Here is a 12,980-nt window from a genome sequence, read left to right as displayed (position 1 = left end):
GTTTTCCTTTTATCTTGTTTGTGTAGAGGTGACGTCATCTATCCGTAGTGTAGTTCCAGAAAGAACGAATTCTTGTGGGGTAGGACGTCGACCCCCAAGCATCCAAGAACAGAGCCAAGCAAGCTGATAACTTATCAGGGGAGGGACTGCGTCTCCCACATGTCTATATGCATTTTGCTTGGCCGACTCCTTGAAAGAATAGCTAGCCGGGAAGCCTTGCAGGAGAGCCATCTCTCTAACTGTACAAAGGCGGTCTTGCTGGGGGTGCGTGTAGCGCCCATTCCCCACGTGGCTGCACTCTCGCTTAATTACGGGGGCGGGCGAGTCCCACGCCATGCGGCCATAGACATCACTGAAATGATGTTGGGAGTTATTAGCGACCGACTTTCGCATAGCTGGCGTCGCCAGTCTCTCGGTTTCTGGATCCTTAAAGAGACTGAGCCATGAGCCGCCGTCAACGGGAATCGCTCTTATCCGTTGAAGAACTTCGGGCGTAACGGATGTGCTCACGTGATCCGCGTCTTCACTGTCAGGGACGCCAACTTGAACTTCAGGTAGATCCCAAATCGCTCTACGTACCGTCAGAGCTTTGGGGTTTACCCGCCATCCGTCCCATAGTTCATCAAGATGCCGCAGGCGTACGTCTGCACTGGCAGCAATCATGATTGATCTTTCGCGGCGCTGGGGGAGCCCGAATCGATCAAAGCGGTAAATGTGGGAGTGTACCTTGTATCCTAGTTCCTGTAGTCGTGCGCTTAATACTTCTGCATGTAGACGGAAGGATCCTTTAAGTAATTCGCGAGCATTCTCCACGATCACAATTTTGGGCTGCAACTGTGCTGTGAATTCTGCAACCTTGCCAACAAGGGCATTGCGAGGATCGTCTTCACGGTGGTTCCGGGGAAGCGTTCTCGAAAATCCGGTACAAGGCGGGCATGCAACTAATACCGTTGGCCGGCGTAGGTTTCCCGCTCGACGGACTGTCTGTGCAAGTTCGATTGGGGTTACGGCTTGGAGATCAATGTCAAGAGGCTTAACGCCAATGTTCTGACGGTAAGTTTCGTTGCAGTCCAGTGAACCTCTACTGGGCTTGCTTCTTTGTGCATCCACTGCCGCCGCGACACGAAAGCCAGTATGGGCATGGAATCCGTAGCTCATGCCACCTGCTCCGCTGAAGAGGTCGACCACTGTCCAGCGGCGGTCTCGGTGGTTCGTTGGATCCACCTGGCCAGACTCGAGTGCCTCAGTCATGATCCGTCCCGGGGTATCCAAGCATGGGGTGATGATAGCTCACAAACGACAATTTCTGGACGAGATCGCAGCTATCGATCCTAGGTGTCGTTGGTGAAGTGCCTACGACGCCGACGGAGTGGGCCTGCTCGTAGGCTATTGCGCGGGGGGTTCGGCGCTTGTTTAAGAATGTTAGGATACAAGGACTGACGTACGTGGCAGACGTACTTAATATTGCTTCAGTGCTCCAGGTGTGGGCGCCCACTCTAGGGTTATTTATGCCGCTTCGGGCTTCGTGGGAATGTGAACTTCACCTGTGAATTCAATTAAGCCAGGAGTGGCCCTGGTTTGTGTCGACAGCCTATTCTAGCCATGTCTAGATCTAGGTTGATTTAAGAGGCCAATTTCTGCGAGATGCAAGAATGACATTCCTGTCAAGTTCAAACCGCCGGAAAAGCTCCGAGAACTCGACGCTGTGTGGGACGGGAGTAGAGCACCCGTCTGCCGATGAACTCAAGTGACCTATGGCGTTGGCGGCGCGGGCCGTGACCGGCCGAAGAGCCGCAGCGCGGCCAGCGACCGCCCGACGCGCGCGGGACGCCGCAGGCGGCGCGCGCCTTGAAGACGAACAGATAAGTTTCTTTCGATCTTGGCGGGACCGTCTGTCAGAACCTCCGGCCTGCAGGTCCGGCGCTGGTCCAGACGTGTTCGAAGCTGGTCAGGTAGGTCGTTGCGGTGCTGTTGGCTTCGGTGTGGGTCAGGTAGATGACGGGCGCTTCGGGGGCTCGGGTGCCGTAGGCGTGCAGGTTGATCAGGAGTTCGTTGTCGGCGCGGTAGATGGAGTTGTAGAGCACCGTGCGGTGTAGCCGGAGTTCGACTCCTTCGACGTCTTGGAGTGGCCGGTAGAGGGCGTGGGCGTTTCTGACTCGGCTGGCCATGACGTCGCCGCCGATGCCTTCCTCGGTGCCGCGGGTTGTCACGTGCGGGCTGTTGGGGTCGCCGAGCAGGATGCGTACGCGTACCCCGGCGTGTGCTCGGTCGGTGAGGATGCGCAGGAGTCCTGAGTCTTCGGCGAGGAACAGGCCGCTGTAGACGAGGATGTCGATGTTGGTGGTGGCGGACGCGAAGAACGTGCGCCAGGTGTCCGCCGGCACTGCCCATCGGTGGGGGTAGACGGCCTTGAGTTCGTGGGTGAGCCCTGAGCGGTGGCGGATGCTGTCGGGCCACAGGTCGTTTTCGTCGACTTCGAGGAGGTCGGCGACGGCCAGGCGGTGGCGGGGGTGGGGGATGCGGCCGGCCAGCCAGCGGGTGACGGTTTTGGGGTCGACGGTCAGGTGGGTGGCGACGTCGAGGGGTTGGAGCCGCGCTCGGATGAGGGCGTGGCGCAGGTTCTCGTTCATGGGGTGGCACCTCCCGTGGCACGGTCAGTGCCTGCGACGTTAACATAAGACGTCCCTAGACGTCCCTAAGTTGCGGTGTCGATCTCTGGCCCCGGAAGACGAAGCTCGTCGGCACGGGCTCCCACCCAAGGGGCCACGCCCTTCACGCTGACAGGAGCACATCCATGACCACCGCCCGAGAAAGACAGCGCGCCCACCAACAGGAGCTACTGACCCTGCTGCGCGAGCAGCTGTCCTCGCTGGAGATCACCACCGTCCTGATCGTCGACAACACCGGACAGCCCTGCCTGGAGGTCGTCGACCGGCACTTCCGGACTCGCCGGGTCTATGTCCAGACGGCGTTCCACTGGTTCTATTGGGGCGACCAGCTCGACGAGCGGACCTCCTCGCTGCGTCTGGCGAGTGCGGCCAAGCGGATCTCCACCGCGGCCCGGGAAGGCTGGCGTCAAGGTGAGCAGGAGCCGCTGACCGTGGATCTGAGCAAGATCGCCGACGCGTACCGCGCCTGAGTCGATGATCTCTGAGACGAGCAGGTGGCTGACCGGCGGGCTGGTCTATCCCCAGATCGCCGACCGGCTTCGCGAAAAGATCACCTCTGGCGAGTATCCGGCCGGCGGCGCCCTGCCCTCCGAGGCGGCCCTTGTCGCGGAGTTTCATGTGGCCCGCACGACCGTCCGTCGTGGCCTGGCCATGCTGGAGAGCGAGGGGCTGATCGTCACGATGCCCGGCAAGGGGCGCGTGGTGAAGGAGGAGGGGCAACAGGTCGGCGCGGCGGAGTACCGGTATCAGGTGATCGCAAAGGATCTGCGGACACAGATCCGCGGGGGCGTCCTAGCTGTCGGGGCCGCGTTGCCGAGTGAGAACGCGCTTCGGCGGCAGTACGCGGCTTCGCGCAACACGGTACGCCATGCCCTGGGTGAGCTGGAGCGCGAGGGGTTGATCGTGACCGCGCATGGCAAGGGCCGGTTTGTCCGTCCTCTCCCGGACTGAGACGTCCTGGGACGTCTCGGCTCGCGTACTGGATTCGCCTCGGGGGACGGCGTCTATCGTGAACCGCATGGGACAAGCTGAGTGGGCACGTGACCTGGCCAAAGAGCTGCTGGAGCAGCCGTTGCCGCGCCGATGGGCGCACACCCAAGGGGTGGCCGCGCGTGCCGAGTCGCTGGCGCCGATCCTCGGCCAGGAGTCCGACCTGCTGACCGCTTCGGCCTGGTTGCATGACATCGGGTACGCGCCGCCGCTGGTCGACACCGGGTTCCATCCGCTCGACGGTGCCCGTTACCTGCGCGAGGTGCATCAGGCCGATGACAAGCTCGTCCGGTTGGTGGCGCATCACTCGTGCGCGGTCTATGAGGCCACCGAACGCGGCCTGCTGGACGTGCTGAACGAGGAGTTCGACCGGGAGCGTCCGGAGCTGGTGGAGGCGCTGACCTACTGCGACATGACCACCAGCCCGGACGGGCTTCCCCTGGAGGTCGATGTGCGGCTGGCGGAGATCCATTCCCGCTACGGTCCTGAGCATCTGGTGAGCCGGTCGATCGCCAACGCGACGCCGTGTATCACCTCGGCGGTGCGGGCGGTCCAGGTCGCGCTAGCCGATGTACGGCCCGGTGGTGCCGGCTAGGTAGTGGCCGATCCGCAGGCGCATCGAGCGGTCCATCGTCAGTGAGTCGACCTCCTCGCGCGGTACCCACCTCACTTCGCGGGACTCGTCGCTCGGCGTCGGTTCGCCGGAGAGTGGGCGGCCGGTGAGGACGATGGAGAACTCTTGTCGGGCTTCGCCGTCGCTGGTGTAGAGGATGACGTGCCTGGGATCGGTGTAGGTGCCGACGATGCCGGTGATCTCGCACGTGATGCCGGTCTCCTCCAGCGTCTCGCGGATGGCCGCGGCTGGGAGGGATTCGCCGAGGTCGATGGCTCCGCCGGGTACGGCCCAGTTGTCGTTGTCGGTGCGGTGGATCATCAGGATGTCCCCGGCGTTGTTGGTGACGACGACGTTGACCGAGGGGACGAGGCTGTTGGGTGCGGGCGCGGAGGGGTCGTCGTAGAAGTCGATCCGGCGGGCCATGGGTCAGGACTCTACCGGGGTGGCTCCGGCCCAGACGGCTTCGAAGCTGTCGAGGTAGGTGGAGACCATGCCGCCGCCCACCACCTTGCGCAGGTGCAGGACGGGTGCGTCTCCGGCGGGCATGCCGTACAGGTGGGTGTTGGCCAGAAGCTGGTCGTCACCGCGGTAGATGGAGTTGTACAGCACCGTGCGATGCAGCCGGATCTCCACCCCTTCGACCTGGCGCAGCGGCCGATACATCACCAGTGCCGTCCTGATCTGCGCGGCCAGGCCGTCGCCGATGCCCTCGTCGGCGCCGCGCTGGGCGACCTCGGGTGAGTCGGGGTCGCCGAGCAGGATGCGCACCCGTACGCCCGCCTTGGCCTTGTCGGCGAACAGGCGCATGAGGCCGGTGTCCTGGGAGATGAAGGTGCCGCTGTAGACCAGCACATTGATCTCTTGCTTGGCGGCGGAGAACAGACGTCCCCAGGCGTCCCGGGGTACGGCCCAGCGGTGCGGGTAGACGGTGACGATCTCGGTCTCCGAAACCGCGGCGGCCTGTTTGGGCGTCAGAGCGTTGGGCCACAGGTAGGCCTCTTCGGCATCGAGGTACTTGGCGACGGCGAAGCGGTGCTTGCGGTAGGGGGTGCGGCTTTGGGTGATCCACCGCTCCACGGTCTTGGCGTCCACCTCGATGGCTTCGGCCAGTTCGGCGATCGTCGTTCCCCGCTCCAGCAATGCCGTGCGCAACCGCTCGTTCGCCATCTCACCTGCCCGTAAGAAGGGACGTCCAGGGACGTGGCAATCGTAGACCGGACGTCCTGAACATGTCCCATCCTGTAGTGATCTCGTCCTACCTCTCTGTCGCACTCTCGATATCGCAAGGCAGCAACAGCAGCGATCGAGAGGAGAGACACAGTGATCAACGACATTCGGCCGATCGACGAGACGCCCGCCTGCGTGTGCGGCGCGGCCCTGGAGGAGGGGCGGATCGCATGCCGTAAGTGCCTGGCCCGGGACCGGTGGATCCGGCGTCAGGGGCAGGCGGCCAAGCGCCGGACGAGCAAGCGGCGCGGTCAGAGCAGGCGCCCGGCCGGCCGTCCGCGCAACCTCGCCGAGGCGGGGGTGAGCTGGACGTGACCACGATCCCGCTGATCATCGGCCTCGTCCTCGGGGCGGCCGTGCTGGTCGGCTACGTGCTCGTCATGGTCGGCATGCGCCAAGAAGACCGGCGGATGTCCTTGGGGGGCGTTCCTCCGACCCGGGCGGCGGGCTTGGCGCGGCGGGTCACCGGCTGCCACGTGCGCGGATGAGCGGCGAACTACTCGCGCTCGGCCAACTTCGACTCCACCCGTTCCAGGCGCTGCGACAGATCCCGCAGCGTGGCCCGCATCTCGGCCAACTCCTCCGCAGCCGGCGGCAAAGCCGGGGCGGCGTCGTCGCGGACGAAGACGCCCTTGCCCTGCTGGCCGATGACCAGCCCTTCGTTTCGTAGCACCCCGACGGCGAGTTTCACCACGCTCAGCGACGCCTCGTACGTCGTGGCGAGTTGGGTCGTGGACGGCAGCGGATTTCCGGGCGCCAGGGTGCCGCGCCGGATCTGCTCGCGCAGGTCGTCGGCGATCTGCAGATAGCCGGGTCGCCCGGTGTTCTTGACCATCGCCCCTCTTCTGTCGTGAGTGCTCCCTAGTTCAGCACAAAGGCGCGACCAAGCCAACTACGCGACCATTGACACCCACGCCAACTAGGCTGACTATGTTGTCCTAGCCAAATAAGGAGGTACATCCATGCGCAACATCCCGATCCCCGTCGATGTCCACCGACTCCGCTTCACCTGCGTCAAGGCCGCCCGTCCCCGCGTGGTCGACCAGGACACCGGCAAGATCAAGACCGACAAGGAGGGCAACAAGATCTACGAATCCGTCCTGCTCGCCGAAGACGAGTTGGGCCGGATCGAACTGGTCAAGGTCGGAACCTCCGGACAACCCCCAATCGCCCCCGGCCAGGACGTCGTGCCGACCGCGATGGTCGGCTACGTCTGGGAGATCCCGCAGAACGGCGCCTCGCGATGGGGCATCAGCTACAAGGCCACCCCCATCGTCCCCGTCTCCGGCATCCCCGCAGGAGACCAGAGTGCCTGACTCCCTGAGGCTCGCCCTCATCGTCATGGCCTGCATCGCAATCGCTGCGTGGGCGTGGCGGCGCTTTCATCGCCGGTCGTTCTGGCTGATCGCCGCCTACTCGCTCACCGCACTCAGCGTCCGCGCCACCTGGCGCAAGGTCGCCCTCGGTTGCGGGCTGACGAAGAAGCGGGCGCGCTGGGCCTTCACCCTCACCCCCGGCGCCCTCGTCTCCACCGGCACCGTCAAGGTACGGCGCCGCTTTCGCCGGGTCGCCGTCGACACCAAACCCTGGATGTGGCTGCCTATGCCCACCCGGCACGGCTGGCGCGCCACCCTGCACCTGCTGGAAGGCCAGATCCCCGATGACTACGCCCAGGCCGCCGAACGCCTCGCCCACTCCTGGGGCGTGCACGCCGTCCGCGTCTCCTCACCCCGCCCCGGACGCCTCGTCATCAACACCACCATCCGCGACCCCCTCGTCCAGGTCGACCACCTGCCGCCCTCCACCGACCTGCTCAAGGTCACCGTGGGACGGCTGGAGACCGGCAAACCCTGGGTGATCGACTTCCGGACCGTGCCGCACTGGATCAATGCCGGAGCCACCCAGTCCGGCAAGTCCAACCTCGCCAACGCCCTGCTCGTCGGCCTGGCCCCGCAACCGGTCGCCCTGGTCGGCTTCGACCTCAAGGGCGGCGTGGAGTTCACCCCCTACGCCGCACGCCTGTCCGCGCTGGCCACCGAACGCGCCGAGTGCACCCGGCTGCTGGCCGACCTGATCGGCATGATGATCGACCGGATGGGCCTGTGCCGGATGGCCGGCGCCCGTAACATCTGGCAACTCCCCGCAGCGGTGCGCCTCGTTCCGGTCGTGGTGCTCGTTGACGAGCTGGCCGAGCTGTACCTGATGGCCGACAAGTCCGAGAAGGACGACATCGCCAGGACCTCCACCGCGCTGCTGCGCATCGGACAGCTCGGCCGCGCGTTCGGGATCTACCTGTTCTGCTCCGGCCAGCGCATCGGCTCCGACCTCGGCCCCGGCGTCACCGCACTGCGCGCCCAGTGCTCGGGACGCATTTGTCACCGGGTCAACGACCCCGAAACCGCGACCATGACCCTCGGCGACCTCGACCCCGCCGCCCTGGTCTCCGCCCGCGCGATCCCCGCCGAAACCCCCGGCGTCGCGATCGTCGCCTCCCAGGACGGCCAGTGGTACCGGGCGCGCTCCTTCTACGTCGCCGAGAACACCGCCGAACACGCCGCCAAGACCTACGCCCACCTCACCCCGTCCTGGGACGACCTCACCGCCGCCCAACCGGTCAACGTCCCCGCCTAACCCCCTGTCCCCACTGACTTCTGAAGGGAGGAACCATGACGCGAAACCTGCTCGCCGCCCTGCTCGACTCCGGGCCGGTGATCGTCCTGGCCGCGATCGCCGGAGCGGGCTCGTTCACCCACATCCGCGACACCGCCACCGAACACGGGCAAAGCGGCTGGATGGCCTGGGCCGTCGCCGTGTGCGTCGATCTCACCTGTGTCATGGCCGCCCGCGAACGCCAGCGCGACAAAAAGACCGGACGCGTCCGGGACGGCCTGGCCTCCTGGCCCACCCTCGTCCTCATCCTCGGCATCGTCCTGTCCCTGTCCGCCAACCTCCACCAAGCCGAAGCCTCCGTCTGGGGCTGGATCACCGCCGCCACCCCGGCGGGCGCGTTCCTGATCGCCGTCTCCATGCTCGAACGCCGCGCCTCCGGCCCCCGCCTCGAACCGTCCCCGGCCCTGTCCTCCGAGCCGGCCTCGGTGCCCGCGCTCGTCCCCGCCACCCAGGACGACAAGGACGACCAGGTCGGGACCGCGGACGGGCCGTCCTCCGAGCTCGTCGACTACGCCCGCCGCGTGGCCACCGAGTACCAGAACACCCAAGGCAAGCCGATCAGCCGCGACACCCTACGCGCCCGCCTGGGCGTGTCCAACCAACTCGCCTCTGACCTGCTGCGCACCCTGCGCACCACCTCCGAACCCGCCTGAACCGAAAGGAGAACCATCGTGACCACCACCGACAAGCGCACCGCAATGATCACCGGTCTGCGGGACCTGGCCACCTTCCTGGAGGCCAACCCCGAGCTCCCCATTCCTCACGAGGTGAGCGCCCTGTGCTTCCCCGCGCGGGGAACCGACGCTGAGATGACCGCCGAGGTCGACCGGATCGCCACCCTCCTGGGCACCGAGGTCGACGCCGAGGACGCCTCATACAGCCACTACCGCACCGGCATCAACTTCGGCCCGGTCCGCTACGGGGCACTCGCCGTCCTGGCCCACCGGCGCGCCCGGTACGACGCCGAGACCAGTTACATCGGCTGCGTCGAACCCAACTCCGCCCATGCCGCCTGACACCCCACCGACCATCCAGCACAACGGCGAGCAGGAACCGCCCGCGCTGATCGCGCCCAAACGGTGGCGGTGCTGCGACTGCGGCGCCACCGGCCTCGACAGCCACGGCATCACCTGCGAGTCCTGCGACGGTCTCGGCTTCTGCTGAAAGCGTCGGCGCCCCCGGCCTGGCCGTACATCCGCCAAGACGCCTGCCAGGTCGGGGGCCATCCCCCCTCACCCAACGAGTGAAAGGAGGAGACCATCTTGCCCACAACACGCCCCGACACGCATGCGATCGCAGGCATGATTACCCGCCTGAACGATCCGAAGTACCCCCGATGGGCCGCCCGACTCCGCGCCACCGGCGGCTGTCGCCAGCCCATCCACATGCGGGGACGCGTCCTGCACGTCGACCGCGCCACCGGCCGGCTCCTGCACCGCTACACCACCGCCACCGAACCCGAAGGTGTCCTGCACCTGCCGTGCAAGACCCGCCGCACCTCCCGCTGCCCGGCCTGCGCCGAGGTCTACCGCGCCGACACCTACCAGCTGATCCGCGCGGGCCTGGTCGGAGGCAAGGGCGTCCCGACCACGGTCACCACGCACCCATGCCTGTTCATCACCCTGACCGCCCCGTCATTCGGAGTCGTCCACACCCGGCGAGAGAAGAACGGCAAGACCCTGCCCTGCCACGCCCGCCGCGACGCGCAGACCTGCCCGCACGGGCGCGTCATGTCCTGCACCGCCCGACACGGCGCCGACGAATCGTGTCTCGGCGAGCCGCTCTGCCCGGACTGCTACGAGTACACGGGATCGGTGCTGTTCAACGCCGTCTCCCCGAAGCTCTGGCAGCGCTTCACCGACGCCCTGCGGCGACGCGTCGCCAAGACGGCCGGTCTGACCCTGCGGGAGCTCCGTGAACGCCTGACAATCTCCTTCGCCAAAGTCGCCGAGTACCAGAAGCGCGGCGTCGTCCACTTTCACGCCGTCATCCGCCTCGACGGGCCGGACGGACCCGGCGCACCGCCTCCAGCCTGGGCGACGGCAGAGATGCTGACGCACGCCATACAACACGCCGTTCGAGCGGTGACCGTGACCGTTCCCGCGGCAGGCGACGAACCCGCGCGCATCCTGCGCTGGGGCCGACAGCTCGACGTCCGCCAGATCACCATGGACGGCGAACTCTCCGACCAGGCCGTGGCCGGCTACATCGCCAAGTACGCCACCAAAGCCGCCGAATGCGTCGGCACCCTCGACCGACGCATCAACCCCCTCGACGACCTGACCGCCTTCAACCTCCGCGACCATCCCCGCCGCCTCATCGCCGAATGCCAGCGCCTGGGCGCCCTGGACGAGTTGGCCGACCTTCGCCTTGCCCACTGGTCCCACATGCTGGGCTTCCGCGGCCACTTCTCCACCCGCTCCCGCCACTACTCCATCACCATCGGCTCCATCCGCGACGAACGCCGCGACTTCGCCCGCACCGAAGAGACCACCACCGGACGCCTGCCCCTCTTCGACGAGGACACCGTCATCGTCATCACCAACTGGGAGTACGCAGGCAAGGGCCTGTCCATCGGCGACGTGCTCCTTCTCTCGGCACTGACCGGCACGCCCTTACCCGTCTCGGCGGACGGCGGAGGTGGCCGATGAACGCCGACGACATGCTCACGGTCCCCGAGGTGATGGCCAAGCTCAAGGTCAGCCGGTGGACCCTCTACAAGATCATCCGTTCCGGAGAACTCGGCTCTGTCATGGTCGGCGAGCGGTGCCGCCGCATCCCGGAATCCGCATTCAACGACTACGTGACCCGGCTCTGCGAGGAGGCCGCCTGATGGGCAAGCGCTCGAACGGTGAAGGCTCGGTCTTCCCGTACAAGGATGGTTGGGCCGGCTACGTCTGGGTCGTCACGCCAGAGGGCAAGAAGACTCGCAAATGGGCTTACGGCAAGACCCGTGAGGAGACCCACGAGAAGTGGCTCAAGCTCCACGAGCTGGCGAGCAAGGGGCCGGTGCCGACCAAGCACCCCACGCTCGCCGCCTACCTGACGCGCTGGCTCGCCGAGGTGGTCGAGCCCAACCTTGAGCCGACGACCTACGTGGCCTACGAGCCGCTGGTGCGGCTCTACATCGTCCCCGGCTTGGGCAAGAAGCGGCTCGACAAGCTCACGGTCCGCGAGGTACAGACATGGCTGAACGCGCTGGCCACCCTCTGCACCTGCTGTGACCAGAAGAAGGATCACCGGCGGGCGGAGGCCAAGCGGCGATGCTGCGCCATCGGAAAGTGCTGCAAGGGGTATCCGTCTCGGAGCACGATCGCGGGGATTCGCCGTGTTCTGCGTTCCGCGCTCGGCAACGCCATCCGGGAAGAGCTGATCTCCAAGAACGTCGCGGCGTTGACCACCCTGCCCAACCCGAGCAAGACCAAGAAGAAGCGTCAACACGTGGCATGGGATGTCGATGAGGCGCGGAGGTTCCTTGAACACCTGCGGGCGGAGGATGACCCGCTCTACGCGGCCTACGTGCTGATCCTCGTTCTGGGCCTGCGGCGAGGCGAGGTGCTCGGGCTTGCCTGGGACTGCGTCGACCTCGGTGGAGAACAAGTGTGGATCTCTCGGCAGCTCAACCGCGTCAGGGGGAAACTCCTCCATCGCGAGACGACCAAGACCGACGACTCCACCGCATCGCTTCCGCTGCTCGGCCTGTGCATCACCGCGCTCAGACACCGCCAGCGAGCTCAGGAGGAGGCCCGCAAGGCGGCCGGAGCGAAGTGGAAGGACTCCGATCTCGTCTTCACCACGAGGAACGGCACACCGATCGAGCCGCGCAACTTCAACCGATCTTTCGAGGTTCAATGCCGCAAGGCGGGTGTCCCACGCATCCGCGTCCACGACACCAGGCACACCTGCGCATCGCTCCTGGCCGCCCTCGACGTCCACCCTCGGGTGGCGATGCGCATCCTGCGGCACTCGCAAATCTCGATGACCATGGACGTCTACACGCAGATCCCATCACCCGAGACCCGGAAGGCACTGGATCGTTTGAATGCCAGTCTCGACACCGAGGAAAGCGACCACTAGGAGCAATCGCCCACACAGACCGACCGACGAAGGCCTCTCAGAATTCTCCTAGGAGGCCTTCGTGGTGAGTTTCGCGGATTCACCACTTGGGAAGTTCGTGAGCGTCGGGATAGAGCATGATGATCTTCTCCAACAGTTCAGGGCTGCCTGTCTGCACATCCCAATGGCCGCTGTCGAATGCTCGGATCCTCACCTCCGGCACCGACGGACTGTCGCCATAGCCCACCAGCTCTCCATCGATGAGCTGGCCCTCCCCGCTGAACAGGTCGATAAGACGACTCGTGGTCACCAGCGAGTTCGCCGTGGCCTCGGTGATCGATTCAAGCTCCGCAGAGACGAGCCGGTCGATGATCAATCGCCAGCGATAGTCCTCGATCAAGGTACCGAGGGAAGTGAGGACCTCCGCCAGGCCGACATAGCGACCTTCTCGCCAAGCCGTGAACGAGAGGACGCGGATCCCGGTCACGTGCTCCCCCCTTCGACGACGAACGCCTCTCACGCGGAGCAGACCCAGGACACTCGATCAGTGGCGGCCGTCAGACCCCGTTGCTGTATTTCGCTGCTGTACAGGCACGAAAAAGGCCCTCCGGGATCACCCGGAGAGCCTTTGACCTGCTGTGCGGCCGGAGGTACTCGAAACCCCAACCTTCTGATCCGTAGTCAGATGCTCTATCCATTGAGCTACGGCCGCTCGCTGCGTAAGCAAGCATAGCGGGTTTTGGGCGATGCCT

The 12,980-nt window shown here is 65.5% G+C and carries 19 protein-coding genes and 1 tRNA gene; 13 read left to right on the top strand and 7 right to left on the bottom strand.

The genetic code is table 11. The annotated features are described in order from the left end of the window. Positions 1 to 9 precede the first annotated feature (9 nt). Together ACSC1Q_RS09660 and ACSC1Q_RS09655 are read right to left on the bottom strand one after the other, a co-directional pair. Positions 10 to 1,251 (bottom strand): DNA cytosine methyltransferase, encoded by a 1,242-nt coding sequence (locus ACSC1Q_RS09660; RefSeq protein WP_436758307.1) that lies wholly within the window; start codon positions 1,249 to 1,251, stop codon positions 10 to 12. A gap of 644 nt (positions 1,252 to 1,895) precedes the next feature. Then, positions 1,896 to 2,630, bottom strand: a complete 735-nt coding sequence (locus tag ACSC1Q_RS09655; RefSeq protein ID WP_436758306.1) for an XRE family transcriptional regulator — start codon at positions 2,628 to 2,630, stop codon at positions 1,896 to 1,898. A gap of 164 nt (positions 2,631 to 2,794) precedes the next feature. On the opposite strand from ACSC1Q_RS09655, the gene ACSC1Q_RS09650 reads away from it, so the two are divergent. The 3 genes from ACSC1Q_RS09650 to ACSC1Q_RS09640 all read left to right on the top strand — a co-directional run bounded on the left by ACSC1Q_RS09650 (position 2,795) and on the right by ACSC1Q_RS09640 (position 4,254). After that, on the top strand, positions 2,795 to 3,139 hold the full coding sequence (locus ACSC1Q_RS09650; protein ID WP_436758305.1) for a hypothetical protein: 345 nt from the start codon (positions 2,795 to 2,797) through the stop codon (positions 3,137 to 3,139). Between the two features lie 4 nt (positions 3,140 to 3,143). After that, positions 3,144 to 3,620, top strand: coding sequence for a GntR family transcriptional regulator (locus tag ACSC1Q_RS09645; protein ID WP_436758304.1), 477 nt, complete (start codon positions 3,144 to 3,146; stop codon positions 3,618 to 3,620). Between the two features lie 67 nt (positions 3,621 to 3,687). Then, positions 3,688 to 4,254 (top strand): HD domain-containing protein, encoded by a 567-nt coding sequence (locus ACSC1Q_RS09640; RefSeq protein WP_436758303.1) that lies wholly within the window; start codon positions 3,688 to 3,690, stop codon positions 4,252 to 4,254. Here the strand turns inward: ACSC1Q_RS09640 and ACSC1Q_RS09635 are convergent. Both ACSC1Q_RS09635 and ACSC1Q_RS09630 read right to left on the bottom strand, forming a co-directional pair. After that, positions 4,222 to 4,698: an NUDIX hydrolase gene (locus ACSC1Q_RS09635; RefSeq protein WP_436758302.1), complete on the bottom strand. Its 477-nt coding sequence runs from the start codon at positions 4,696 to 4,698 to the stop codon at positions 4,222 to 4,224. The genes ACSC1Q_RS09640 and ACSC1Q_RS09635 overlap by 33 nt on opposite strands. A 3-nt stretch (positions 4,699 to 4,701) precedes the next feature. After that, positions 4,702 to 5,442 carry an XRE family transcriptional regulator gene (locus tag ACSC1Q_RS09630; RefSeq protein WP_436758301.1) on the bottom strand — a complete coding sequence of 247 codons (741 nt, stop codon included), beginning with the start codon at positions 5,440 to 5,442 and terminating at the stop codon, positions 4,702 to 4,704. Positions 5,443 to 5,595: 153 nt separating this feature from the next. Between ACSC1Q_RS09630 and ACSC1Q_RS09625 the strand changes: the two genes are divergently transcribed. Beyond that, a complete protein-coding gene (locus ACSC1Q_RS09625) occupies positions 5,596 to 5,817 on the top strand; it encodes a hypothetical protein (RefSeq protein WP_436758300.1) in 222 nt (73 codons plus the stop codon). Next, on the top strand, positions 5,814 to 5,990 hold the full coding sequence (locus tag ACSC1Q_RS09620; RefSeq protein WP_386207930.1) for a hypothetical protein: 177 nt from the start codon (positions 5,814 to 5,816) through the stop codon (positions 5,988 to 5,990). Before ACSC1Q_RS09625 ends, ACSC1Q_RS09620 begins: the two co-directional genes overlap by 4 nt. An 8-nt stretch (positions 5,991 to 5,998) precedes the next feature. On the opposite strand, the gene ACSC1Q_RS09615 is transcribed toward ACSC1Q_RS09620, so the two are convergent. Next, on the bottom strand, positions 5,999 to 6,337 hold the full coding sequence (locus tag ACSC1Q_RS09615) for a winged helix-turn-helix domain-containing protein (RefSeq protein WP_362899571.1): 339 nt from the start codon (positions 6,335 to 6,337) through the stop codon (positions 5,999 to 6,001). A 127-nt stretch (positions 6,338 to 6,464) separates the two neighbouring features. Here ACSC1Q_RS09615 and ACSC1Q_RS09610 point away from each other — a divergent pair, with 127 nt between their 5' ends. From ACSC1Q_RS09610 to ACSC1Q_RS09575, 8 genes are all read left to right on the top strand, one after another. After that, on the top strand, positions 6,465 to 6,818 hold the full coding sequence (locus ACSC1Q_RS09610; protein WP_436758299.1) for an SCO3933 family regulatory protein: 354 nt from the start codon (positions 6,465 to 6,467) through the stop codon (positions 6,816 to 6,818). Further along, on the top strand, positions 6,811 to 8,133 hold the full coding sequence (locus ACSC1Q_RS09605; RefSeq protein ID WP_436758298.1) for an FtsK/SpoIIIE domain-containing protein: 1,323 nt from the start codon (positions 6,811 to 6,813) through the stop codon (positions 8,131 to 8,133). The genes ACSC1Q_RS09610 and ACSC1Q_RS09605 overlap by 8 nt, the downstream gene beginning before the upstream one ends. A 35-nt stretch (positions 8,134 to 8,168) precedes the next feature. After that, complete coding sequence (locus ACSC1Q_RS09600) at positions 8,169 to 8,825, top strand: DUF2637 domain-containing protein (protein ID WP_436758297.1); 657 nt, start codon at positions 8,169 to 8,171, stop codon at positions 8,823 to 8,825. An 18-nt stretch (positions 8,826 to 8,843) separates the two neighbouring features. Next, positions 8,844 to 9,188: a hypothetical protein gene (locus tag ACSC1Q_RS09595; RefSeq protein WP_436758296.1), complete on the top strand. Its 345-nt coding sequence runs from the start codon at positions 8,844 to 8,846 to the stop codon at positions 9,186 to 9,188. After that, entirely contained in the window at positions 9,178 to 9,336 is a 159-nt protein-coding gene (locus ACSC1Q_RS09590) for a hypothetical protein (RefSeq protein ID WP_436758295.1), read from the top strand. Before ACSC1Q_RS09595 ends, ACSC1Q_RS09590 begins: the two co-directional genes overlap by 11 nt. A gap of 137 nt (positions 9,337 to 9,473) precedes the next feature. Beyond that, positions 9,474 to 10,823, top strand: a complete 1,350-nt coding sequence (locus ACSC1Q_RS09585) for a replication initiator (RefSeq protein ID WP_436758294.1) — start codon at positions 9,474 to 9,476, stop codon at positions 10,821 to 10,823. Continuing rightward, on the top strand, positions 10,820 to 11,005 hold the full coding sequence (locus tag ACSC1Q_RS09580; protein ID WP_436758293.1) for a helix-turn-helix domain-containing protein: 186 nt from the start codon (positions 10,820 to 10,822) through the stop codon (positions 11,003 to 11,005). Before ACSC1Q_RS09585 ends, ACSC1Q_RS09580 begins: the two co-directional genes overlap by 4 nt. Then, complete coding sequence (locus ACSC1Q_RS09575) at positions 11,005 to 12,249, top strand: site-specific integrase (protein WP_436758292.1); 1,245 nt, start codon at positions 11,005 to 11,007, stop codon at positions 12,247 to 12,249. The genes ACSC1Q_RS09580 and ACSC1Q_RS09575 overlap by 1 nt, the downstream gene beginning before the upstream one ends. Positions 12,250 to 12,328: 79 nt before the next feature. Here the strand turns inward: ACSC1Q_RS09575 and ACSC1Q_RS09570 are convergent, their stop codons facing one another. Both ACSC1Q_RS09570 and ACSC1Q_RS09565 read right to left on the bottom strand, forming a co-directional pair. After that, entirely contained in the window at positions 12,329 to 12,715 is a 387-nt protein-coding gene (locus ACSC1Q_RS09570) for a hypothetical protein (RefSeq protein ID WP_436758291.1), read from the bottom strand. A 152-nt stretch (positions 12,716 to 12,867) separates the two neighbouring features. Further along, positions 12,868 to 12,940, bottom strand: a tRNA-Arg gene (locus ACSC1Q_RS09565). Positions 12,941 to 12,980: the final 40 nt, after the last annotated feature.

The sequence above is a fragment of the Streptosporangium heterodermiicola genome (assembly GCF_051390675.1).
Lineage (GTDB): Bacteria > Actinomycetota > Actinomycetes > Streptosporangiales > Streptosporangiaceae > Streptosporangium.
The sequence above is the reverse complement of the archived record's forward strand: the minus strand, read 5'-3'. Positions and strand labels throughout refer to the sequence as shown.

Bases quoted from the DNA above. Each gene is read 5' to 3' on its own strand.
- ACSC1Q_RS09660 (WP_436758307.1), bottom strand. From the start codon at position 1,251: ATGACTGAGGCACTCGAGTCTGGCCAGGTGGATCCAACGAACCACCGA.
- ACSC1Q_RS09655 (WP_436758306.1), bottom strand. From the start codon at position 2,630: ATGAACGAGAACCTGCGCCACGCCCTCATCCGAGCGCGGCTCCAACCC.
- ACSC1Q_RS09650 (WP_436758305.1), top strand. From the start codon at position 2,795: ATGACCACCGCCCGAGAAAGACAGCGCGCCCACCAACAGGAGCTACTG.
- ACSC1Q_RS09645 (WP_436758304.1), top strand. From the start codon at position 3,144: ATGATCTCTGAGACGAGCAGGTGGCTGACCGGCGGGCTGGTCTATCCC.
- ACSC1Q_RS09640 (WP_436758303.1), top strand. From the start codon at position 3,688: ATGGGACAAGCTGAGTGGGCACGTGACCTGGCCAAAGAGCTGCTGGAG.
- ACSC1Q_RS09635 (WP_436758302.1), bottom strand. From the start codon at position 4,698: ATGGCCCGCCGGATCGACTTCTACGACGACCCCTCCGCGCCCGCACCC.
- ACSC1Q_RS09630 (WP_436758301.1), bottom strand. From the start codon at position 5,442: ATGGCGAACGAGCGGTTGCGCACGGCATTGCTGGAGCGGGGAACGACG.
- ACSC1Q_RS09615 (WP_362899571.1), bottom strand. From the start codon at position 6,337: ATGGTCAAGAACACCGGGCGACCCGGCTATCTGCAGATCGCCGACGAC.
- ACSC1Q_RS09610 (WP_436758299.1), top strand. From the start codon at position 6,465: ATGCGCAACATCCCGATCCCCGTCGATGTCCACCGACTCCGCTTCACC.
- ACSC1Q_RS09600 (WP_436758297.1), top strand. From the start codon at position 8,169: ATGACGCGAAACCTGCTCGCCGCCCTGCTCGACTCCGGGCCGGTGATC.
- ACSC1Q_RS09590 (WP_436758295.1), top strand. From the start codon at position 9,178: ATGCCGCCTGACACCCCACCGACCATCCAGCACAACGGCGAGCAGGAA.
- ACSC1Q_RS09585 (WP_436758294.1), top strand. From the start codon at position 9,474: ATGATTACCCGCCTGAACGATCCGAAGTACCCCCGATGGGCCGCCCGA.
- ACSC1Q_RS09580 (WP_436758293.1), top strand. From the start codon at position 10,820: ATGAACGCCGACGACATGCTCACGGTCCCCGAGGTGATGGCCAAGCTC.
- ACSC1Q_RS09575 (WP_436758292.1), top strand. From the start codon at position 11,005: ATGGGCAAGCGCTCGAACGGTGAAGGCTCGGTCTTCCCGTACAAGGAT.